This window comes from Streptomyces sp. P9-A2, from assembly GCF_036634175.1.
GTDB lineage: Bacteria > Actinomycetota > Actinomycetes > Streptomycetales > Streptomycetaceae > Streptomyces > Streptomyces pratens.
In genome coordinates this window covers 13,714-36,028 of the sequence record NZ_JAZIFX010000002.1, presented here as the reverse complement: position 1 = coordinate 36,028, position 22,315 = coordinate 13,714, and the positions used below count along the sequence as shown (strand labels likewise).

Sequence of the window (22,315 nt, the reverse complement as noted above, 5' to 3'; positions counted from 1 at the left end):
GGGAGGAGCGGCACCGGCTGTCCTGCCACGGTTCCGCCGGGCGGACGGTTGCGGGTCGGCGCCGAGCCAGCCCTTGTCAGCGCCGGGCTGTCGTGCAGGGGTACCCTGTGACGGGGCGGGAAGGAAGTACCGGGCCTGCCGGTCGCCGCACGGGGCAGTCACCAGCGTCCGAAGAGGACGTCCGGGGCCGGGAGACGGGCTCCTCGGCAACTGTGAGGGCCGGCCCGGTAACTGCTCAGGTGTGTTCCAGCAGGCGCCGGACCCCGTCACGGATGACTGCGGTGCGCTCCTGCTCCGTCAGCCAGGCGGCCGTGGAACCCCCGGCGGTCTTGTCGACGAACAGCACGTCATCGACGGCTTCGGCCACCGGATACAGGTGGCTGATGACCGCGACCGTCTTGTCCCGGGTCACACTGCTGCGCAGCACGGAAAGGGTGTCGTCCAGGCGGTCGGAGTCCAGCGAGCCGAACCCTTCGTCCAGGAACAGGCTCTCCAGCTTGCTGTTGCTGCGGCTATGCAGTTCCACGAGGGCCAGCGCCAGCGCGAGTGAGGTTTGGAATTTCTCCCCGCCGGAGAGAGTCTCCGGGCCGCGCGTGAGATTCGTGGCTGACTCCACGATCTTGAAGTCCTCGGTGAACGCATAGAGCCCAGTGGAGATCTGCTGGAGGATACGGCTGCCGTGACGGAGCAGCGAATGGGTGCGCTGTTTGGTCAGATAGGTGAGGAACTTCGTGTCGGTGAGCTGTTCGCTCACCCTCCGCCACACCACGGCCTGCTCGTCCGCAGCGGTGATGGCAGCGTCCAGAGCCTCGGCGTAGGGGATTTGGGACTGCGCGGTACGCAGGTCGGACTTGGCCTTGTCGTGCGCTGCTTCCGCATCGCTCGTCTTGCGGCTGAGCGGGTCGAGAACGGCGGGTGCCAGCAGGTCGCTCTTTTCCGGTACTGGGAAGCCCGGGTCAGGGTCGGTTTCGTCGTGGGCGGCGTCGGCTTGGAGGGTGAGTTCCTTCCCGAACGCGTGGATCTCGTCGGCGGCCCGCTGCCGGGCTTGCTTCAGTGCGCCTGTCAGTTGCTGGCTCAGCGAGGACAGGGCCAGATGGTAGGCGTCGGCCATGGCCAGGTCGGCCCCGTCCGGGGTCGGAGGCAGTTCGTTGGACGTCTCGCCGCCGAGGAGGCTTTCGGCATCGGTGGCGGTGTCCGCCCAACGCTCCAGTTTCTTGAGGAGAGTCCGGACGGGAATCTCAACCTTGCGCTGGCGCCGTCCCTCCAGGGCCTGCCGGTGCTCGGCGTGCTCGGTGAGGGCCTGCTGTGCTTCGTCGTGAGCCTGGGCCGTCTGCTCGAGCCGTGCGAGGCGCTGGCCGGCCGTCTCCAGCGATGAGGCGATGTCCGTCGAGGAGGGCAGGGCCTGCGGCGTTTCCTGGGCGGGTCGGATCGAGGCCGGGAGGTTGGTGACCTCGGTCAGCAGGGTCTGCAGGTCACTCTCGTACTGCAGTCGGGCCTTCTCCAGCCGTCTGCGTTCACGCTGCAAGCGGCCGCGCTGGCGTTTGAGGCCGGACTGGGCCGCCTCTTTCTCGGCCTGTGCCGTCGCCAGCCCTGCCTGGGCGCCCGTGTGGGCGGCGAGCGCTTCTGCTTCGGCGTCGCGCAAGGGCTGCACGAGTGCTTTGACCGCACGGGTGATGTGGGCCCGGCTCTTGGGGGCGCTGCCCGTGAGGACACGCGCCTGGGCGGCCGTCTGCCGGCTGAGCGTGTCCAGAGCGGTGGCCGCGCCGGGCACGACGTCCGGTCGCATCGCGTCCACCAGCTCCTGCAGCTGGAGCAGTGCAGCGTCCATGCGTTCGAGAGCGGCCAGGTGCGCACGCTGATGCTTCTGAGCCGTGTGCCCGGCCGTGCTCAGCTGGGCTGTTGCCTCCGCCGCGGCGGTCACAGCCGTGTTCACGGCCTTCGAGTATTTGGTGACCTCACGTTTGGCCTTCCCAAGGGCCTTGCCGTCCAACGGAGACGGGGGAGTGAAGTCGCTCGGGACGGGCCGGGTGCAGACCGTGCAGGCATCCCCCGGCACCAGAGCCGAACCTGCCGTGTGGGCGGCATCGCCGCGCTCCAGCGCGGCTAGGGCGTCCTGGGCCGCGTCCCGTGCCCCGCGCACTTCACACAGCTCGGCTTCCAGCCTGTCGACGCGGCCGCGTTGCTCCTCGGCCGCTTCGAGCGTCGTGTTGGCCGACTGTAGATGTGTCGCCGCAGCGGCGGCTTCCTGCAGCGCACCCCGGACGGCTTCTTGGACCTGGTCGGTGTGCGCGCGGGTCTGAGTCACGGTGTGCTGCGCCAGGCCGGCGTCCTCGACGAGGGCCGCCAAGCGCTCCTCGCGTTCGGCCAGCTCCTGCTGTGCTTGCTCGTGCTCCTGCTCATGTTCGCTGTGCTGTAGTTGCTCCAGTTCAAGCTGCTGCGCCACGGCGTCCAACCCAGATGCGCGGCCCGGCAGGCCGGACAGCACAGTCACCGCGCCGGACAGGGATCGGACCGTGTCACCGGCCTGCGCGGCCGTGTCCAGGGCAGCCTGCGCCGCGCCGAGCTCCATGCTCAGATCGCGCCCGGCCGCTTCCTGCACTGCGGCTTCGGCATCGAGTTCCGTCGTCACCTTGGCCAGCGTGGCCAGTGTGACAACCGCATCCGGAACGCTGCGCTCACGCAGCAGCCGCGCGGCCTTGTCCAGACCGGCTTTGCGGTGCTTGTGCCCGACGGCCTGCCCCTGTGCCGAGCGCAGAGCGGCCAGCCGCTCGCGCCGGCTGGCCGCGATGCCACGCGTACGCTCCACATCCAGCGCCGCTTGTGTGGCGACAGCATGGGGATTCCGCAGGAGCTCCGCCCGGGCGCTCCTGGCGTCGAGGATGCTCGCGCTCAGGCGATCCAGCCGAACGCCGGCGTGCCTGCGGACACGTTCCAGTTCGTTGATGCCGAAGACGTGCCGCAGGATGCCGGCACGGTCGCCCCTGTTCGCCTTGAGCAGGGTGTCGAACTTCCCCTGAGGCAGCAGGACCGTACTGACAAAACCCTTCCAGTCCAGCCCGATGAGCTGGGTGACGGCTTCCGTCACCGCGCGCATGTTGTCGACCCGCAGGTCGGTGCCGTCCTCGGCCATGGACTCCAGAAGGGCCTGCGGCTTTTTGCGGTTCGCATACAGAGTGCGCCGCACCCGCCACGGGCGGCCGTTCGCCGAGAACTCGAACGTCACGTGCATGCTGGGGCAGCCGTTGGCGATCAGTTCGTAGGCTTCCTCGGGTTTGTTCGACCACGAGTTCGCCCCGTACAAGGCGAAGATGATCGCCTCGAGGAGAGTGGACTTGCCGGCCCCGGTGGGGCCCAGGATGGCGAGCAGACGCTTCCCGGTGAAGTCGATGGTGCAGGTACCGGGGTAACTGCGCATTCCGCTGACGATGAGCCGGCTGGGCTTCACGAGGCCTCCGTCCAGATGTCTTCCAGCGCAGCGCGGAGCATTTCCTCGGCGTGTACCGGGGGCAGCGTCTCGTCGTCGAGCTCGTTGAGAAGGTGGGTGAATGCGGTGACGGTGGATTCCGCAACGGTGCCGATCAGCCCCTCGCGTGCCAGATAGGCGCGGAAGGCGTCGGGGAGCTCCGGCTCCTCGCCGGGGTCACTGTCCATGACCGTGTCGTCGTCCGCTTCGCGTGCCGGTGCGGGGTTGATGAGGATCGCGTGCGGGACAACCTCGGCGATCTTGTGGCTGAGGAGCATGTCGGGTTCCTCGCCGACGATCACCGGTTTGAGGAAGGTCCCGTCGTACTGGGCCGCTGACACCCTGAGTTCGTCGAGGGTTCCGGTGAACTGCGTCAGGCGCCGTCCGCTCGAGAGCCGGCGAGGCAGGGCCCGCACCGGCCGTCCGGGTTCGGCGTCGACGATCACGACGCTCTTGAAATGGTCGGCTTCACCGAAGTCGATGGCGAGCGGACTGCCGGCGTAGCGGGCGGTGGACTTGGCGCCCCGCACCGGTTGCGGGCGGTGGATGTGTCCGAGAGCGGCGTAGGAGACCTCCGGAAGATTCTCGGGGCCGGTCTCGAAGTCGTCGTCCACGGCCCGTTCGCCCGGGGAGCGTGTGGCGCCGGTGACGTACACATGGGCTGCGAACAGCAGGATGTCCCGGTCGGGGTCGTACCCCTCGTGCATGGCCGTCATCAGTCCCGCCTGCAGCCCGCGCATCCCCTCCGCGTAGTCGGCGTACGACGTGTCGGTCGCGGAACGCTGCCAGAACCGGTTCGGATGCACGAACGGCAGGACCGCCAGGCGGATTCGCTGCTCACCACCGCAGGCGTCGAAGGTGAGGACGCCGCCCTCGTGCGCCGGGCGGAACTGGTCGGCGAAGAACAGGCCCCGGCCCCGGGAGGGGCCGGTCATGGAACCGAAGAACTCGAAGTACGCGGGGGAGTCGTGGTTGCCGGCCAGGACCACAGTGGGGGCGACGGCGGCGAGCTCGCTCAGCGTGCCCATGGCGCGCGTCATCGCCCGGATGCCGGGACGGGAGTGGTGGAACAGATCGCCGCTGTGGACGATCAGGTCCGGCCGGCTCTCCTGGGCGATGGCCACGATCTCGGCCAGGACGGCGTCGAAGTCCTCGTCGCGTGGATGCCCGTGAAAGACGTGGCCTAAATGCCAGTCGGAGGTGTGGAGCAGTCTCATGCCCGTGCGCCCTTCTGGGAAGCGAGGCGTAGGAGGGCACCGGTGGTGCCTTACGAGCCCGGGACACTACACCAAAAACACAGGAAGAAAACTGGTCGTCATGGGTCACTGCTAGCATGCGGGCATGGACGAGCATCTGGTCGCTCTCGAGAAACGCATGCAGCAGCTGCAGGAAGCGATCCGGCAAGCGCTCGCGGAGCACGACAAAACCCAAGCGAGCCTCCTGAGACAGGAGCTGACGCGCACTCAACGCGCCTGGGACGTGCTGTGCGGTCTGGACGACGGCCCGGACAAGACAGAGGCCGAGCCCGCAGCGCCGGCATCCCCAGAGCACGATGACAGTGCCCTGCCGGTGCGCGACCAGATCCAGCAGGCGCTCACTCTCCTCACCGTCCCCGCCGCACCCAAACTGCTCAGCCAGGTCCACCAGGCGTTCTTCTCCGGCCCGCTGAACACGGCCCGCCTGACCACCCTGCGCCGCGACGAGGAACGCTCCTTCCGATCCGCTCCCTACGCACGCCCCTACTACATCTGCGCCGCTGTGACCTCCGACCTGCTCTCACCGGCCCGCGCCCTGCTCGCCCTGAGCACCTGGCCGCTGGAACAGCGCCTGGTGGGGCCGCTCACCCAGCGAGTCCACTTCCTCACCTCGGCTCTGCGGCTCGCCGACGCCGCCGAACACCTCCCCGGCGAACCCCAACCGTCGCCGCACGTTCAGCAACTCCTCCAGCACTACAGCCGCAACATCCACGGCTACACCACCCGCGGCCCGCTCGATCTGGACGCGCTGCGCCAGGCAGCCGCAGCCGAACTGGAAATCCACGCCGACGACGACGCTGACACCCGCGCCGAAGCGGCCCGGCGAGCACGCCAGCAACTCGGCGACGCGGAGCAGCTCTTCGGCAACACCCTGCGCAACGTCACCCGCATGCGCCGCACCGCCTAACCAGCCCCGCAACCCGCACGGCTGTGCTCTGCCCTCCAAGGAACCAAGTGACCTCGCTCGACGCACGACTGGGCGCATTACGCGGAACCGCACCGCCCCTCCCGCACAACGCACGCACCCTGGCAGCGCTGACCACCAATCCGAGCTGCGACCGCCGCTCCCTGCTGGACGCGGCAGGCATCGACAAAGACGCCCTCGCCGCCCACCTGGGCCTGCCGCGGCCACTGAGGAAATCCCGGCTCGCCCTCGACTACGGCCTCGCCTTCGAACACAAGGTCACCGCCCAAGCAGGAGCCCCCCTGGTACCGCTGCTCCGCCACGCCCTGGGCCTGACCCCGTCCGAGGTGTCCTACGAGGACATCAACAGCGTCGGCAGCGACGACGACAGGTCCCCCCTGGCACTGCGCCGCGCCCACACTCGCTCCCGCATCCTCAGCGCAGCACACCGCAGGTCAGACACCCCTCGCACCCTGCTCGACCACCCCGTACTGCGTCTGACCGTCGCCGGCCACCAGGTCTACCTCGAGCCGGACGTCATCGCCTTCCAGCGCGACGGCCTCTTCCACATCGTGGAGATCAAATCCTTCCCCGTCATCCACGGACAGCCCGACCCCATCAAGGCCAACGCAGCACTGACCCAGGCCGCCGCCTACGTCCTTGCCCTGCGAGAACTCCTCGCCGACGACGGCCTCCCGCCAGACTGCGTCTCCGACACCGTGATCCTGGTCAACCCGCGCAACTTCACCCGCCACCCCACCGCCACGCCCTTCAGCGCCCACAAACAGATCAAGAACCTCAGCCGCCACCTCGGCAGACTGAGGCGCCTGCCCGAACTGCTGGACAGGCTTCCCCCCAACACCACCTTCGACCTGGCGCCCGGCCCCGACCAGAGGCCGACCCGGCCCCGCGACGAACTCGCGGACGCGCTCGCCACCGCGCGGCCGCACTACACCCCCAGCTGCCGCAACCACTGCGACCTGGCCTTCCACTGCCGCACCGAAGCCCGAAACCAGAGCAGGACCGCCGCCCTGGGCACCGCAGTCCGCGACGACCTCGCGGGAATCGACACCATCGCCACGGCCCTGGCCCTCACCGACGGGCACCTGCACCCCTCACAGGACCAGCACGACATCACCCGGGCCCTGCGCCACGCACAGCGCGTCCACGCAGACCTCCGGACGGACACCGCATGATCCGGCTCACCTCACTCCTGCGGATGCGCGCCGCCCACACCGGCCACGCCCAACGCACCAGCCAACTGCGCCACCTCCACCTCAGCGACCAGCCGCTGATGCTGCTGGCGCTGAAACGCACCGGCCCCGCTGCACGTCCGCTGGCCGTCATGCTCGGCACCGACCCGCACCGCCCCCAGCTCCTGCTCGCGCCACCCTCGGGCAGCACCGCCCCCATGCTCGCCGCCCTGGCAGACGCCGTCACCGCCTACATCGAAGCCTGCCAGCGGCACAGCGAACACCTGCCCGCCACCTCCAGCAGACCAGCCCGCCGGCGCTATACCGACGCCCCCCAGATCCTCGTCCCCAACCCCCAGACCGTGCAGCACCTCAAAGACCTCGGAGACGACCTGAGGTTCCGCAGCGTCGACGACCAGACTCCCGGCTCCCGAGCCGTCCAGCGGCTGGGACACTGGCTCACCTATCTCACCGACCGCGCCGACCTGGCCGGCTCAGCCGCCCTCATCCCCATGACCGGCTTCCTCACCATGCACTGGGCCAGCGGCCAGAGCCCCCAGGAAGACGAGGACCTGGCCACCCTGCTGGCCTGGATCGACCCGCCCCGCCATGCAGCCTCGGGACGCGACGCCGCACGCACGGCAGAAGACCTGGCCACCCACCGCCCGGCAGGACCAGCCACCGACGCAGCCTTCGACAACGACCACCTGGCACCCCTGTTCGACGCCTACACCCGCGCCCGGCGACGGGACTCGGGCCAGGAGCAGACTTGCCCCCTGCAAGAACTCGACCGCCTGCTGACCGCCCACCTGCACCCCACCTGGGAGCTCATGTGGCAGGCTTACGCGCTCCTGCAGGCCCTTCCCGAAGCCAGGGGCACCGCACGCCGCTGGGGCCACGAACGCACCGCCTTCACCGACGAATGCCTCCACCTGGCCCAGGACGGACGCCCCCGGCCGGCCCGCGACCACGCCGTCGCCGCCGCGGTCCGCCTGACCCGCATGGAACACGCAGCCGCCGCCTTCGCCGCCGACCGCGCCACCGACGACCCCTTCGTACGGGCCGAACTGCGCACCACCGGCGAAGCCTTCGGCGGCCCCGTCACCACCGTCGACCCGGAGCACACCCTGCGCGGACCCACCGGACGGACCCTATGGCGGCCCCGGCTCACCGTGTCCACCGCGGACCCCGTGCCCATGGAACCCGGCCGGCTCCTTGCCTGCCACACCCACCCCAACACCCGCTACAAGATCTGCAAGGTCACCCCCGGCGACGGCGACACCCTCGTCGAACTCGAGATCACCGCCGGCATGGGCACCGTGGCCCGCCCCAACCACGCCGTCCTGCCCGAAGCCGGTGCCTTCCTCGTGTTCACCCTCGCACCCGCCCCCTACCGGATGCCGGAATTCCCTACACGAGACCAGACACCCTGGACCCACGGCGGGCCTCCTGCCGACCAGCCGGACCACAGCGACGGCGACGGGGACGAGGAGAAACAGTGACACCGCCCCACCCGCCGCAGCAGACGGCCCAGACCGCCCGCACCGTCCTGGAGCAGCTGCCCACCCTCACCCACCGCGCACTCGTCGTGGACTCCCCGCCCGGCGCCGGAAAATCCACCCTGGTCGCCCAGGCCGCCGACGCCCTCACGCGACCCGGCGCCCCCTGTATCGTCATCGCCCAGACCAACACCCAGGTCGACCACCTCGTGCGGCGATTCACCCGGCACCACCCGCACCTGCGGACCGCCCGGCTCACCGCAACGGATCACACCCTCCCGCACGACCTGCAGACACATCCCAGCATCCGGATCGCCACCCGCATCGAACCCCTCGAGACGACGGCCGACGTCATCGTAGGAACCGCCATGAAATGGGCCACGGTCACCGGCCGCCAATGGCCATGGGCGATCATCGACGAGGCCTACCAGATGCGCTCCGACACGCTCTTGCTGACCGCAGGCCTCTTCGACCGGGCCCTTTTCGTTGGAGACCCCGGTCAGCTCGACCCCTTCTCCGAAGCCGACACCGACCGCTTCCACGGCCTGCCCCACGACCCGGTGAACAGTGCGATCGCCGTCCTGCTCGCCAACAACCCCGACCTGCCCGTCCACTGCCTGCCCGTGTCCTGGCGCCTGCCCCCCTCGGCCGTCCCCCCGATCAGCAACGCCTTCTACCCCTCCACGCCCTTCCACGCCGCAAGCCGCGAAGCCGACCGCACCCTCACGTTCTCCCCCCTCGACATCCGCACCCCCACCGACGAGGTCATCGAACACGCCGCCCGAACCGGATGGGCACTGTTCGAACTACCGGCCCGCATCACCGGCCGGCACGACGCCCATGCCTTCCACGCCACCCTCGACATCGCCGAACGGATGCTGACCCGGCGCGCCATCACCACCTGCGAGGAAAACCCCGAAGGCCACACCCTGCAGCCCGGCGACATCGCCATCGGCACCGCCCACCGCAGCCAGACCCACGACATCCGCGCGCTCCTGGCCCGCCACTACCCCCGACTCCACGGCATCACCGTCGACACCGCCAACCGGCTCCAAGGCTGCGAATTCCGCGTCACCATCGCCCTGCACCCCCTCTCCGGCCGCGGCGACGCCTCCGCCTTCCACCTGGAAGCCGGCCGCCTGTGCGTCCTCACCTCACGCCACCGCCACGCCTGCATCGTCGTGGCCCGCGCCGGCATCGCCGAACTCCTCGACGCCCACCCCTCCAACGCCCCCGCACACCCCGGAGCTGCCTCCAAAGCCGCTGACGGCTGGGAGGCCAACCACGCAGTCCTGGACCACCTGGCCGACCACACCATCGGTTCCCAGGCGCAGCCCGGCCGCCGACGCGGATGAGCAGCATCCGGCACCACGCACGCGATGTGCGCGCTGGCCGGGCCGCAGACACCTGCGGCGTGCCAGCCAGGCGGTAGCTGTGGAAGGCCTCGTGGATCTGTTCATGCAGACGCTCCAGCAGCCCCCGCCAGCCCGGCCCCACCGCGTGGATCCGCACGGGGAGGCCAGGGGTGGCGGGGTCGTCAGCCATTGCCTCGTCCTCACCCACAACGTGTTCCTGTAGGCCCCGCCCACGCGGTGCTCAGTCCTCGTCGTCGTGGGTGGCGTCGCCTTCGGCTGCTGACATGTGGTGGATGCTGACGCCTGTTCGGCAGCGGGAGGCACCGATCGTGTCCTGCAAGCGGGTAAATAGGTCAGGTCGGATGAGCAAGTCCGCTCCTGCGACCACGGGCAGGAGAGGCTCGTAGCTTCCGTCGTGGACGAGGTGACCGTGCCACTGACGACAGATCAGTGCTTCACCGGCGGTGTCGCTGAGGCTGAACCCGCAGATGCCGTTCGTGGGTTCAAGGTCGAGTGCGGCCACGACGCTGGCGGCGGGGGCAAGTATGAAAGGAGGTAGGCCGAGGCCGCTTCGGCGGCTGGGCGCGTCGACCATGCTGGTGCTGCCGGCGGTGGTGAGCGCCATGAGCGCCTGGTCCGCGGCGCTGATGTGCGCGGCTGCCGACTCGGCCCGCGGGAAGCCGAGTCCCAGCCGCCGCCACGGACGGGTCCACAGCTGCCGGGGGGCCTGGGAGACGGGCAGCGTGCCAGGCGGTGGATCGCCGTTGAGGGCCTCCAGGCCGACGATGATCTGTAGTTGGCGGGCCGGCCGATCTGGATGGCGGCGTGCAGGGGTGCGCTGCCGCTCGAAGAGCCCGATCTGTACCCAGCTTGCATGAGGGCCGTCGTCCACGCGAGCAAGGGCTGCCGTGCCGCCCGGCAGGAAGCGCAGGCCTGTGAGCGAAGCGAAGCCGGGCGTCGGCCACGGTTTGTCCGCTTGATGGCTGTCGCTGAACCAGGGTGCTGGATCGAGCGAGCACACCAGCGCCTCGGGACGGGTCAGGGGGCGGGGAACGCGGGCGAGTTCGGCCCGCAGGGCTGCCCGGGGGTCGTCACGCAGTCGCGCGGCCGCGTGATGTTCGAAGTTTTGGGCATTGCCGAGCTGTCCGGCTTGGGCGAGCGCGGCGCGCAGGCCGGCGGCGGCGTGCTGCAGGGCGTCTTCGGCGGCGGCGTGGTCGGAGAGGTAAGCATCGGGAAGTTGGCTGCGGTGTCCATTGGTCAGCAGGTTCAGCTGAGTTCCCATCAGCGTTTCGACGTCGGGGAAGGCATCGGCTACGAGGTCGATGACGGCCTCACGAAGCCCGGGTGGGTTGCCGGCGGCATCGAGGCGATCACCCAGATAGTTGTCGACGAGGTCGGCCGCGTATTGCCGCGGGTCGTTCATGCGCTCTCCTCGGGGTCGGAGAGGGCGGCGACGGCGCGTACGAGTATCGGATGGGCCGCAGTCGCTGGCGGGGAGGGCGGCTGGTGGCCGGCGCGGGCCAAGACGGCGGAGGCCTCGGCGCGGACAGACAGCATGTCACTGCCACACAGCGCCACGAGCTGGTCGAGGAGGGCGGCATCCAAGGGCCCGTCAGGCAGGTGGCTGTGCAGGACGGTCAGGAGCCAAGTCAGCGGGCCAGCGCCGAGGCTGAAGGAGAGGACGTGTGCGAGTGCGGCCTGGGCGGGGCCGGGGCGGCCGGCCAGGAGAATCGTCGCTGCGATCAGGGCGCGGCGTTTGTCGCCGCGTTCGGGCAGGGCGAGCGTGGCCAACGTTAGCCGGCACAGCGCCGTGTCGATGTCGTGCTGGGTCGTCTGCTCGGGCACCGGGAGGTAGGCGCCGTGGTCGAGGCGGGCGCGGCCGGGCAGGCGGTGGGCGATGACCTCGTACGCCGCGTCCCAGCAGGCGAGGGCGCTGGCAGCCGGGGGCGAAGCGTGCGGGGGCTGCACGGCGAAGGCCGAGACCAGGGCCAGGCTGACGCCGATCGTGCGGTGGTAGGACCCCTCGGTAACGGCGTGGGCCACCTGGTCTGCGAGATTGCGGGCTGCGGTGTCGGCGTCTGCGGCATGCGCCTGCCGCCACAGATCCAGCCGGTCATTGCCGGCGAAGGAGCGCCAGCCACCGCCGCCGCGCGTCTTGGTGTATGCGAGCATGCCCGCCGTGGCCGCGAGCGGCCCCAGGACATCGGGGTCGGTGTCCTGGCGCAGCTGGAATCCCCAGGCGAGGTCGGCCAAGAGCTCAAGGGGGCTGGAGGGGGTCATCTCGTCGGCGATCCGGTGCAGGAGCTGGATGGCGGCTTCGGCTCCCTGGCCATCAAGGATCTCCAGTAGCCGCCAGCCGACCGCATTGGCCAGGGCGTCCCTCGACCACCGCGGGCCCAAGGGGGCGTCGTATGCCTTGCTGTTGCGGTCGCGGACTGCGGCAAGTACGCCGGCGGCACCTCCCGGCAGCGTCGGGCGCTGCTGGGCGTGCAGATAGGCGCCTGTGGTAGGGCGCTTCTCGGGGCCCGACCAGTTGCGGGAATTGTTGGTGGGCGCGGGACGGGGTGCCCAGGGCGGGCCGCCTTCGCCGCCACAGCGCTGTGCCGCCGTGCGCAGCGCAGCGGTGGGCTCGGCTCCGGCATTGTGCGACACGGCGAACAGGGTCTGGTCGTCGTAGGTGGAAGTGATCGCGTTGGCCAGCACCGGCAGGAGACGCAGTGTGTGTGCCGCGTCGTCTGCAGGCAGGTCGGCGAGCCGAGTGAGTAGGGCGATGTCCTGGTCGATACTGCAGCCGCCGGTCCCTGCCGCGATGCGGAGCGCGGCCAGGACGACAGGATCGGCCTTGTCCGCCTGGGTGGCCAGCATCTGGTGGTGGGCCGCGTCCACCCAGCTATCGGGCAGTCCGGGCTCGGTCAACAGTACCTGGGCGCCCAACTGCGAGGCAGCCTGCGGATCCAGGCGCGTCAGCAAGCGCCACCACTCGGCAGGCGTTCCCGCCGTCCCCCGCCCGTCGGTGCGGTCCGCAACGAGATAGACAAGAGGCTGCGTACGCGCCAGCCGCACACGCGCCTGGACGGGATCGGCTTGCATCAGCTGAGGCAGCGGATCGAGGAGCTCCTCGATCGTGATGTCCTTGTGGCTGCCGTAGGCGCCCAGGTCGCGGGCGGCGCGTTCCCAGCAGCGTTGCGCCTCGTGCGGGTCGTCGCAGGCGAGACTCACGCGGGCCATCTCAAGCTCGAAGTCGGCGTCCTCCGCGTACAACGCTCGGCTCTTGGCTTGTGCTGTGCGCAGCGTGCCCATGAGCTCGCGCACGACATCGGCCCCGGCCTGGCCGACGCTCGCCGTGAGCAGGGACAGCAGCTCCGTAGTGATCAGAGGGCCGGTTCCGGCCATGCCCATGAGGGAGGTGGTGGTGCCGCGGCTGACGGTCTGCAGGGAGGTGATGCCGAGCGCGACGTCGTTGCCCCGCAGCAGCGCGACACCGTCGTTCAGTACTTGCCGCACCTGCCGATGGATGTCCGCAAGATCGCAGGCCCGCGGCTGGCCCGTGAACGCGTGCGCGTGCTGGGCCAGTTGCTCAAGTGCTACACGCACGGTGGCGGACGCGGGTTCGGCCGCAAGGGCACCCGCCCCGACGTCACGGTGCAAGCCGACAGTGGCGATAGTGAAGCGCAGCCAGGCACGGTAGAAACCTTCGCCGCCCAGAAGGGGGAGCAGCCGGACGGACGCCTGCGGATCGGCTGCGTGCGCCACCGTGAGCAGTGCCAGCCACCTGCTCACTGGCTCCGACAGGCCGCTGGCCCGGTCGGTCAGCACTTCGCGAGTTGCCTCAGTGAGAACAGCGCTGATATCTCCGGAAAAGACGTCCTCGGCCAGGTCCGCCGCTGTCAGACCATGACGGAGCAGACGCCGTGGGTCGCATGGGCCGCTTGCCCAGGCCGCCGTGGCCAGCGTGCGCGCCGAGGGCAGTTCGCCGTCGGCGCTGTCGCGGGCATCGGCCAGATACAGCAGAAGTGCGGTGCGCCGGTCGGAACGGCCGATGAGCTCGACGCTCTCCACCAGCGGAACGAAACCAAGACAGTCCAGCAGCACATCGAGCGCAGGCTCCAACGGCGGCGGGTTCTCCTGGTCAAGGAATTCAGCCACCCGCCGCGCGAGCGGGCGTTCAGGGGCAGAACGGTCGGTACCGTGGCCCGGCAGCCGGATTCGTCCGCGCAACTCCGCAAGGAAGACGGACTCGTCGCTGGCGGAACCGTAGTGGGTACTCTCATCCTTGCCTGCCTCGTCCCAGGCCGTCAGGTACGCCTCCCACGGGGCGGCGTAACCCGCCCGGTCGACCGCCGCACACAGCTGCAGGCCCCACCGCGCCGCCATCGTGGTCACACCCTCGTACATCAGGCTTGCCGCCACGCGGTCGGCTCCCGACAGCGCCACCAGCACATCCGCATACGGCACCAGGGAGCCCGGCAGGCCCTCGTCCTCGTAGGTCGCCCGCGCCCGGGTCAGTTCGATACAACGCACCAGCGTGGGCCAGTCGTTGCGGGCCGCCGCCCGCCGTGCGGCCACGGTCAGGGTGTGGACGACGGCCTGCGGGGGCTGCAGCCCGGCAATTGCGCGGGAGAGGAAATCGGGCCCGACCAGCAGAGCGAGTTCGTCGTCGCGGCCCAGAGCGGACAGAAGTTCGGGCAGGTGCCGGAAGGCGCGAGGGTCCGTGAAAAACCCGCGCTCGGAGAGCCACTCCGCAGCCCGGATCCGTACCTGATCGACCCACCCATGGTCACCGTCGATCCGCCGGATGAAGCGGCTGAAACTCTCATGATGGATCTTCAGTCCGCCGATGCCCGGCTGCTGCGCGACGATCGGCGCCACGCTGTTCAGCGCGGCACCGAGTTGCATTCCGGGCAGCGGGAAGATCTCCTCGAGCTCCGATGCGGTCACAGCGAAGTCGCAGACCGCGAGCATGCTGACAGCAGAACGCTGCCCGGGGGTCAGACCGGCCAGCAGATAGGCGTAGTAGTCGTCGAGGTCGTGCGCCGACGACGGCACCGTCCGCAACCTCTCCAGAGGATTGCCGACACCATCCGGCGCCGGCGCCGTTCCCAGGCTCGGGGCAGGACCAACGGCCTGCCGGCACAAATACGTGGCGTACAGGGCGTTGCCTCGAGAGCGTTCCTCGATCAGTGCGACCGCGGCCTCCGCCCGCGCAGCGGGATCGAGCCCGTCACCGGCAGGGGAGGACGCCATGGCCGTCAACACGCCCAGACGGTCCGCCAGAGCATGCAGTTCGGCGCGGTTGAGCGGGGCAACGGTGAGACGGGAGGCACCGGCGTCGACGGCCTCGAGGTGAGGGCCGGGCTGACTGGCCAGGACGAGCACGACACCGGGCGGCAGTTCCAGGGCGGAGAGGTCCGCGACCAGCGAGGCCGCCGGGTCCACCCGCGGACGAAAGGCGCTGCCGGTGGTGGATCCAAGAACCCGGCTGACATGGTCGATACCGTCCACGATCAGCGCGATCGGCTGGTCCGGTGCCAGGCCGCGCGCGGCAGTGACCGCGGCCGTGAGCGTCTCCGGCGTGGCCGCGTAGCGTGGCCTGACCTGCGTCAGCGCCTCCGGAACGGCCGTCCCCAGCTGCTTTAGCAGGCTGCCGATCACGACCTCGGTCAGCACACGCTGCTCACGGTCGATGTCCGCAGCGCCGAGCCAGCAGTGATGCCGCACCGCCAGCCAGGTCTCCCGCAGCGCATCCCCGAGCTGCTCGCACAACCACGACTTGCCGATGCCGGGAGCACCGGTGACCACCACGACACCCCCCTGCTGAGAAGCGTCCTTCACGGCCGCGACCACACCCGTGAGCACCGTAGGACGGCTCACCTCGGTGGCACGGTCCACGGGGTGCCCCTCACGGACCGCTCCGAAGTCGACCTCCAGACTCAGACGAGGAAGCAGGTTCTCGACCATCACGGTCCCTGCCCGGCTGCGCGCCGCTTTGGCCGCCTCGATCAGGGCCAGCGCCACCTCCTCGGGCATGCGGTGCCGGTTCGGCGGCCGTCCGGCACCGAGTTCTTCGGTGATGCGGTGCAGCAAGGCCGCCTCGGCTGGCCCGGGCTCGCGAATGTTGAGCGAACAAGCCGGAAGATCCGTGTCGACGACCAGGGATGCGCAAGCGCGGTTGAGCAGGTCATCACTGACCTGGGCGAGCATCTCCTTCCACGGAGCGTGTGCACGCAGCGCAGCGGCGTCGAAACGGAACCGTTTGCTGCTCAAGCCGTGCAGTGCAGGTCCGGGGTCGGTGCTCGCGTGGACCGGGCGCAGCACCCGGGTCAGCTCGGGATCCTCCGGTTCCGTGTCGCGCACCACGAGGCGGTGCGAGACACCCGGATCCGAGGTGAAGTCGTGGTCCATGGAGGAGAAGAGCAGATCCAGGCGTAGGCCTCGCTTGTCCTTCGTGAAACTCTCCAGCGACAACGCGCGGTCGTGATCCGTGTGCTTGATCTGCAGCCGTTCGCGGCTGCCGGTGCCCCACTCGCACGTGATGTCATCGAACCGGTCCCCGATGAACATCTTCGTGTCGACGAGCAGGGAATTCACACGTCCCACCGCCAGGTCCACCAGCCGCAGCGCGGTGAGCAGGTCCTGGTAGGCGTAACCAAGGTGTGTCGGGCGCAGCCCCATGCTCACCTCCAGCGTGCCTTGCTCACTTGGCACCCCCATGGGGCGCGTCGCGGTCACCCTAACCTCCCTGACGTACCGGGATAGAACGGAAACCCAAGAGGAGATCGTGGGTGCAAGATCCAGCTCCTGGGAACACCTGGCAGGTTGGGCACCAGCAGCGGCTCTCGCACGCGAGATCGACGGCGACAGCCGCGACTACCTGGCCGTCGACGGCTTCGCGTACCAGACAGGGGGCGTCAGGCTTCGACATTGATGCCGTAGTCGGTGGCCAGGCCCGCGAGACCGGTGTTGTAGCCCTGCCCGACAGCGCGGGCCTTCCACCCGACCGTGTGGCGGTAGAGCTCCACCGCGACGGTGACGGTCTCGCCTGAGAAGAACGGCCCCGGCGCGAAGGCCAGTTGGGCGCCGGAAGACTGGGTGATGTCTGCGTGCCACTGGGTGCGCTGGTCGAAGACGCTGGTGGGTTGGGCCTCGAGGTCGATGCTGACGACGACGGCGATGGAGGTGATGTCGTCGGGGATGAGACTCAGATCGGCGGTGACGGTGTCTCCTCCGACACTGACCCCGTCGTGACTGGGGTGGTTGTAGAAGACGAGGTCGTGGTCGTTGCGTACCTTGCCGTTGCGGGCGAGGAGTACAGCGGAGACATCGACGGGTGCGCCGGTGCAGGTGATGCGGACCGTCGTCGGCTCCGTGGCCACAGCCGTGTTGGCACCCTTGGCCAGCAACTGCCCAGCAGAGTTTTCTCCTTTACGGGCCGGGACGGCGGGGGAGAGGGGTGAGATCAGCGGCAGGCTGGTACCAGTAAGAGCCGCGATGACATGCTGGAGGATCGGCCAGCCTTCGGTCTCCCCGCCAGGCCAGGGCCAGGTCAGCCGCTGAGCGCCGAACTCCTTGGCGGTCGGCGGCCGCCCGAGTGCTTCCTGTAGTTGAAGGTGGCGCAGGCTTTCGGTGGCCAGGCGGCTGAGCTGCCACTGCCGTTGGGTTTCCTCTGGGCTGTTCACCCATGTGTCGCGGTCGACGGGCTTGCCGCCCAGCTCCTGGTACACCCGGCGGGCGAAGTCGTAGCCGTCGCCGACCAGCAGGCGGGCGGGCCGCTCCTGCGGGGAAGACGCCGGCTCGCCGATGGCCGTGTACAGCGCCCCCAGGTCGCCGCCCGTCCAGTGGTTGGCTGCCGTGGTCGCGAACCGCGCGAACTGGGGCAGCGTGGGGGGACGCCCCTTGGCGGCGACGAAGCGGTGATGCTGGTGGGCGACCTCCTCCAACTGGGAGCGCCAGCGGCCCTCCACGAAGGCACCGAGATACTGCTCGGCCCAGGCCCGCCGGTGTCGTGTGATGAGATCCCGTACCCGCTCGAAGCCGTCCCGGCGGGCGCCGTGACTCATGCTAGAGGTGAACGTCACCTGCCCGTACGGAGTCTCGACCGTACTGTCCTCGCTGTCCGTGATCTCCTCCTCCGGCCCCAGGAGTTGTTCGGCGGCTTGCAGTTCGCGAAAGAAAGCGGTGTCGACCGGGCATCCGGCCGCGCGCAGGGCGGCCAGCGGCCTGCTGTAGTAGCGGTCGACGCGGTCCAAGGTGGTGCGGGAGTACGGCCCTTCGCACACGAACCAGGCGGTCAGGCCAACGCCGTGCCAGAACTCGGCCGCGGGACCGAGAGCTTCGGCCATGGTTTGGTGCGGGCGCGGGTTGCTGACGATGCTGCCGGGATACCGCGGGAGCGTCACCGTCTCCCACAGCCGCTCCACCCGTTCGAGGACATCGGCGGGCAGACGTTGCCGGTACAACTGGGGGGTCGGCCCCTGCTCGGTCTGGTTCAGACTCATCAGATCCTGATCGACCAGCCCCCACAACGACGGCATTCCCCGTGACTGGCCGGCATGCGCATGGTCGAAGCCCGCCCACCAGCCGCGCAGGGCCGCAGCCCGCTCCTCCACCGGAGACAGAGAGCTGCCGCCGCCGAGGAAGGCCGCGAGCATCGCATGGACCTCGTCCTCCGCGATGCCCGCCTCGGCCGCCATGTCGGCCGTCTGCGTGGCCATGCCGACGTACAGACGCGGTTCGGGCAGAGCGGTGATGATCTCCTCATCCGGGTGAGGGGGAGCCTGAAGGTAATCCAGCACAGCCAGCCAGTCGCCCCCGAAGTACGCGGAGACGACCGGCTGCAGCTCTTTGGTGAGCACCCGGCGCGCCAGGGCTGTTCCCGTCCTGGCCTTCTTGGCGAAACCAGCCATCAGCCCTTGCAACCGCTGCATCCGGTGACGTGCGGCAAGCTGCACGAGGTCGGCGGCGGCAAGGGTGTCCAGCAAACGAAGGCGGGCCTGCTGCTGTCCCGCACGGTCCAGCTGGTGCCAGCCGCCGCCGAAGCGGAAGGCTTCCAGCGCGCTCTCGTCGATGCCCAGCAGCCGGTAACGCTCCTCGATGAGTGTCCAGAAACGCTGCTGCTCCGTGCGAGGGAAGATCTCTCCTGCCGCCCGCAGCCGGATGGGCTGAAGCAGTGTCTCGAACAGCGGCACCATCAGCGCCCACAGCAGCACCGTGTCCCAGTCCTCCACAGCGGTGAGGCGGGCGGTGTCATCGGCGGCCAGCGTCAGGGCGTGAGCGGGGCGTTCACGCAGCAGATACGGCAGGTTGACTGCCCCTGCCTTGACCGAGATTTTCTGGGGCAGGTACCACGCCCCGAGCCGCTGCTGCTCCTGGACCCCGAAGGCGTTGGCGCAGAAGGCTTCCTCTTCCCGGCTGAGGGCCGTCACCTTGGCGGTGTCCGGTGTGTGGCGTCCTCGGCCGGGGACGACGGTGGCCATCGACTGTCCGGCAAGCCCTGTGGCCAGCAGTCTGGCCGCCAGGGCGTCGATGTCGGCGAACCGTTGCTGCTGCCCGGCCGCCTGCTCCAGGGCGAGTGCCTGTTCGGGACTACATCCCACGGTCGGCTGCCACCAGCGTGTCGGGTCACTGGCCACCAGTCAGCCTCCGCATGTACTCGACGAACTGCTCAAACGGCACCGGCGCAGCGGTGTTCTGCGCATAGACGGCGTAGCGCTGGGCCATCAGCTGCATCTCCCGCTCCGTCCTTCGGGCCTCCACACGGTCCAACTCGTGGACCACGCGCTGCTCGACGCGTCCCCGCTCGTACAGCACGAACGCGTCCACCCCGCTCAGCCCCCCACCGGCCCCCTCCGCGGCGCCGTCGGGGCCGGGGAGTTCCCCTTCCATGACGGTGGCGTCGATCAGCGGGACATCCAGGAGCACAGCGGGATCCATGTCGTTGTCCGCGCACATGGCCTCCAGATGCTCCTCCAAGCCGAGTTCGGCATGGCAGACCACGTCCAGGTACTGCTGGTCGGCATGCACCACGGTCTGGCGCAGGACGCGGACACCGCGGCCGACGAACTGGTAGAACTCGCCGAAGCTGCCATAGGGGCGCAGCGGCACGACCACGGTGATGGGCGGGAAGTCGTAGCCCTGGCCGAGCATCCGCAGCTGCACGATGCCCTGCAGATCCCCGGCGTCGGACTCGAAGCGCCGCCGGGTGGAGGCGATCGCGGAGGCGGGCATGCTGTGGTGCAGCGTGGCACTGGGGATCCCGTACTCCTCGGCGATCCGCGCGATCTGTTCAGCATGTGCCTGGCCCATCGCTGCGAACAGCACCCTCGGCTTGACGGGTGCAAGCAGCTTGGCCTGCGCATCCAGACACGCCCGCGTCACGGCCATCACCTGGCGGATCGGCGCCTCGGACTGTGCGGTGACGCGTGCCATCTTCCGCTCGTCGCCCAGCGTGGCCAGCAAAGCATCACGGCCCACAATCTGCTCGCGCCGCCCGTCCGGCCACACCGCCTCATACACCGTCGACGCCACCTCGGGATCGAACCGGTGCACCCGCAGGTTTTTCGCCGACCCGTCCGCGACGGAGTCCACCAGCCGGTAGCGGTAGACGACGTCGGCGTCGATCGGCTTGCCGTCCAAGCGCTGGAAGCACGCCGACATCAGCAGTGTGCGCGCACCCTGGAAGTGGGCGAACAGCCGCTGGTAGGAGGCGCTGGCCGCGATGTGCGCCTCGTCGACGACGATGAAGTCGATGTCCTCCGGCTCCAGCTTGGCCAGCAGGTCTCTGCCACTGTCACCCGTGCCCAGCGCATGGAAGTTGGTGACCAGGATGTCCGCGTCCAGAAGCCGCTCACGGCTGACCTGGCTGATCTGGCCGTCGTCCGCGTCCAGGACGAGCGTGGCCGGCGGGCGAGCGCCGGGCAGCAGCGGCCCGCCCGCCAGCCCATACAGGACGTTGCCCGGCATCCCCGCATCGAGGGCCTTGGCGAAGGTACCGCGGATGACCGAGCCCGGGGTCACGACCAACGCCCGCCGTCTGCTGAACGACAATGCGGCCGCGACCCCCAAGGCCGTCTTGCCCGACCCCACCGCCATCACTGCAGCCGCATGTCGGCCGCCGGAGGCGTAGTAGTTCGACAACGCGGCCAACGCCTCGTCCTGGCACTCCCGCAACGGCGCCCGGTCCACCATGGGCCGCACACCGGCGAAGTACGCGCCAGCCGAAGGCAGTTCGGCACCGCAAGGTGGATCGGCCGCCCGCATCGGATCGCCGGCCATGTCCGGGACCTCGATGCGCGGCACGGCAGTCACCAGCGGCGCCAGGAGCGGATCCTGCCGCAGCATTGCCTGCAACTGGGCCACACAGCGCGCCGTGTCCGTACGCACCGCGTCGTAGGAGAACCGCAGCACCGTCAGACCGGTCGCGGCCAGATCGTTCTGTCGCAGCCGGTCGTAGGTGAACGCGGCCCGGTCACTGTGAAAGGCGAACCCGTCGAGCTCGACGGCCAACTGCAGCGCCTCACCCGCGATCAGGTAGTCCAGCCGGTAAGCGCGCTCGTTGACGGTGACCGGGTGCTGACTGTGCACCCGCGCAACGATCGACGCGTCCACGGCCGGCGTGAGCACCCACCGCAAGAACGCCTCCTCCAAGTAGGAGGCAGCCGGGATCAGTCGCTCCAGACCTGCACTCATGACGATCCACCCTGTGCCGCAGCCTCGGCAACCAGAGCCTGGGCTTTCTCCGACAGCCGGGCCGCCACATCCTCGCCCTGCTCGAAACGGGCCAACCGCCGCGCCAGCCCAAGTGCTTCGGTGAAGGCGCCTTCGCGTTCCAACAGGCCGATCAACCGTGGCACCGAGGACACCCGCACAAACGCCGCCGGAGCGTCAGTGGTGTCGAAGGACACCGCGTGCGGGATTGCTTCCATCAACTCCAAGTCCAGCAGGGCGAACACCTCAAGCGCGGCGAGGGACTCAGGCTCCGCACGACGTGTACTCCACAGCCGATCGACCGCGCTCTGTAGAACAAAGTGGTAGTCCCTGGCCGAGCCCGGAAGCTCCAGCGCCTCCCAGACACGGGCGATCAGCTCAGCGCCGCGCGCGTCGAAGGGCACGTGCCGGCTGGCCGGTGTCGCAGACGTACTCCCCTCGGCGGTCGGCCACATCGGCGAGCCGTACGACTCGTCCGGACGAATCCCTGCGCCCGGCAGCGTCTCCCGCGTGACATCCGGGCTCCCGGCAAAAGCAAGGCCAGGGACAGCCGCCATGCGCTCAAACCACGCCCCCACGTTCCCCCTTCACGCAAAGAGGCTGCACCCTCACCTACAGCGAAGTCGCCCCACCCGCCCCCCGCGGTGCTTCATTGTCGCAGCCACACACTCTCTGCACCCCGAAAGCGGATATGTACCCCGTTCTCCGTCACCCGCCACGGCGGGCTGCTGCCAGCCAAAGAACAGGAACCAGCCGCCCTTGTCTCCCACTCGACCTCGTTCCCTGGGTCGGGAATTCCGTTTCGTATGCCTCTCGGCCAGCTGCACCAGGGACGGTGCAGGCCCTGGACGATTTCGGGTCAACCCGATTTTCCAGGTGGTCTGAGCAGGGACGAACGACGTACCGGAGTTTCACGACGGTGAACACGTCAGTCTGAACGGG

The 22,315-nt window shown here is 69.4% G+C and carries 11 protein-coding genes; 4 read left to right on the top strand and 7 right to left on the bottom strand.

Features of this window, described 5'->3' with window-relative positions:
* Window positions 1–235: 235 nt before the first annotated feature.
* Window positions 236–3,445: an SMC family ATPase gene (locus tag V4Y04_RS37305; RefSeq protein ID WP_332433183.1), complete on the bottom strand. Its 3,210-nt coding sequence runs from the start codon at window positions 3,443–3,445 to the stop codon at window positions 236–238.
* Window positions 3,442–4,680: a metallophosphoesterase family protein gene (locus tag V4Y04_RS37300; protein WP_332433182.1), complete on the bottom strand. Its 1,239-nt coding sequence runs from the start codon at window positions 4,678–4,680 to the stop codon at window positions 3,442–3,444. The genes V4Y04_RS37305 and V4Y04_RS37300 overlap by 4 nt, the downstream gene beginning before the upstream one ends.
* A 124-nt stretch (window positions 4,681–4,804) precedes the next feature.
* Between V4Y04_RS37300 and V4Y04_RS37295 the strand changes: the two genes are divergently transcribed.
* The 4 genes from V4Y04_RS37295 to V4Y04_RS37280 are packed head-to-tail and all read left to right on the top strand — an operon-like array spanning window position 4,805 to window position 9,670.
* Window positions 4,805–5,626, top strand: a complete 822-nt coding sequence (locus V4Y04_RS37295; protein WP_332433181.1) for a hypothetical protein — start codon at window positions 4,805–4,807, stop codon at window positions 5,624–5,626.
* Window positions 5,627–5,673: 47 nt separating this feature from the next.
* On the top strand, window positions 5,674–6,819 hold the full coding sequence (locus V4Y04_RS37290) for a hypothetical protein (protein ID WP_332433180.1): 1,146 nt from the start codon (window positions 5,674–5,676) through the stop codon (window positions 6,817–6,819).
* Complete coding sequence (locus V4Y04_RS37285; protein WP_332433179.1) at window positions 6,816–8,318, top strand: hypothetical protein; 1,503 nt, start codon at window positions 6,816–6,818, stop codon at window positions 8,316–8,318. The genes V4Y04_RS37290 and V4Y04_RS37285 overlap by 4 nt, the downstream gene beginning before the upstream one ends.
* Window positions 8,315–9,670, top strand: a complete 1,356-nt coding sequence (locus V4Y04_RS37280; protein ID WP_332433178.1) for an AAA family ATPase — start codon at window positions 8,315–8,317, stop codon at window positions 9,668–9,670. Before V4Y04_RS37285 ends, V4Y04_RS37280 begins: the two co-directional genes overlap by 4 nt.
* 241 nt (window positions 9,671–9,911) lie before the next feature.
* On the opposite strand, the gene V4Y04_RS37275 is transcribed toward V4Y04_RS37280, so the two are convergent.
* The 5 genes from V4Y04_RS37275 to V4Y04_RS37255 form a co-directional block, all read right to left on the bottom strand.
* Complete coding sequence (locus V4Y04_RS37275) at window positions 9,912–11,093, bottom strand: hypothetical protein (RefSeq protein ID WP_332433177.1); 1,182 nt, start codon at window positions 11,091–11,093, stop codon at window positions 9,912–9,914.
* The gene (locus tag V4Y04_RS37270) at window positions 11,090–16,399 is read right to left on the bottom strand and encodes an AAA family ATPase (RefSeq protein WP_332433176.1); all 5,310 of its coding nucleotides are present in this window, start codon (window positions 16,397–16,399) and stop codon (window positions 11,090–11,092) included. Before V4Y04_RS37270 ends, V4Y04_RS37275 begins: the two co-directional genes overlap by 4 nt.
* Before the next feature lie 179 nt (window positions 16,400–16,578).
* Window positions 16,579–19,299, bottom strand: a complete 2,721-nt coding sequence (locus V4Y04_RS37265) for a TerD family protein (RefSeq protein ID WP_332433175.1) — start codon at window positions 19,297–19,299, stop codon at window positions 16,579–16,581.
* Window positions 19,289–21,355, bottom strand: a complete 2,067-nt coding sequence (locus tag V4Y04_RS37260) for a DEAD/DEAH box helicase family protein (RefSeq protein ID WP_332433174.1) — start codon at window positions 21,353–21,355, stop codon at window positions 19,289–19,291. The genes V4Y04_RS37265 and V4Y04_RS37260 overlap by 11 nt, the downstream gene beginning before the upstream one ends.
* A complete protein-coding gene (locus tag V4Y04_RS37255) occupies window positions 21,352–21,930 on the bottom strand; it encodes a hypothetical protein (protein WP_332433173.1) in 579 nt (192 codons plus the stop codon). Before V4Y04_RS37255 ends, V4Y04_RS37260 begins: the two co-directional genes overlap by 4 nt.
* Between the last annotated feature and the right edge of the window lie 385 nt (window positions 21,931–22,315).

Coding starts and splice junctions, on each gene's coding strand:
- V4Y04_RS37300 (WP_332433182.1), bottom strand. CDS start 4,680: ATGAGACTGCTCCACACCTCCGACTGGCATTTAGGCCACGTCTTTCAC.
- V4Y04_RS37295 (WP_332433181.1), top strand. CDS start 4,805: ATGGACGAGCATCTGGTCGCTCTCGAGAAACGCATGCAGCAGCTGCAG.
- V4Y04_RS37285 (WP_332433179.1), top strand. CDS start 6,816: ATGATCCGGCTCACCTCACTCCTGCGGATGCGCGCCGCCCACACCGGC.
- V4Y04_RS37275 (WP_332433177.1), bottom strand. CDS start 11,093: ATGAACGACCCGCGGCAATACGCGGCCGACCTCGTCGACAACTATCTG.
- V4Y04_RS37260 (WP_332433174.1), bottom strand. CDS start 21,355: ATGAGTGCAGGTCTGGAGCGACTGATCCCGGCTGCCTCCTACTTGGAG.
- V4Y04_RS37255 (WP_332433173.1), bottom strand. CDS start 21,930: ATGGCGGCTGTCCCTGGCCTTGCTTTTGCCGGGAGCCCGGATGTCACG.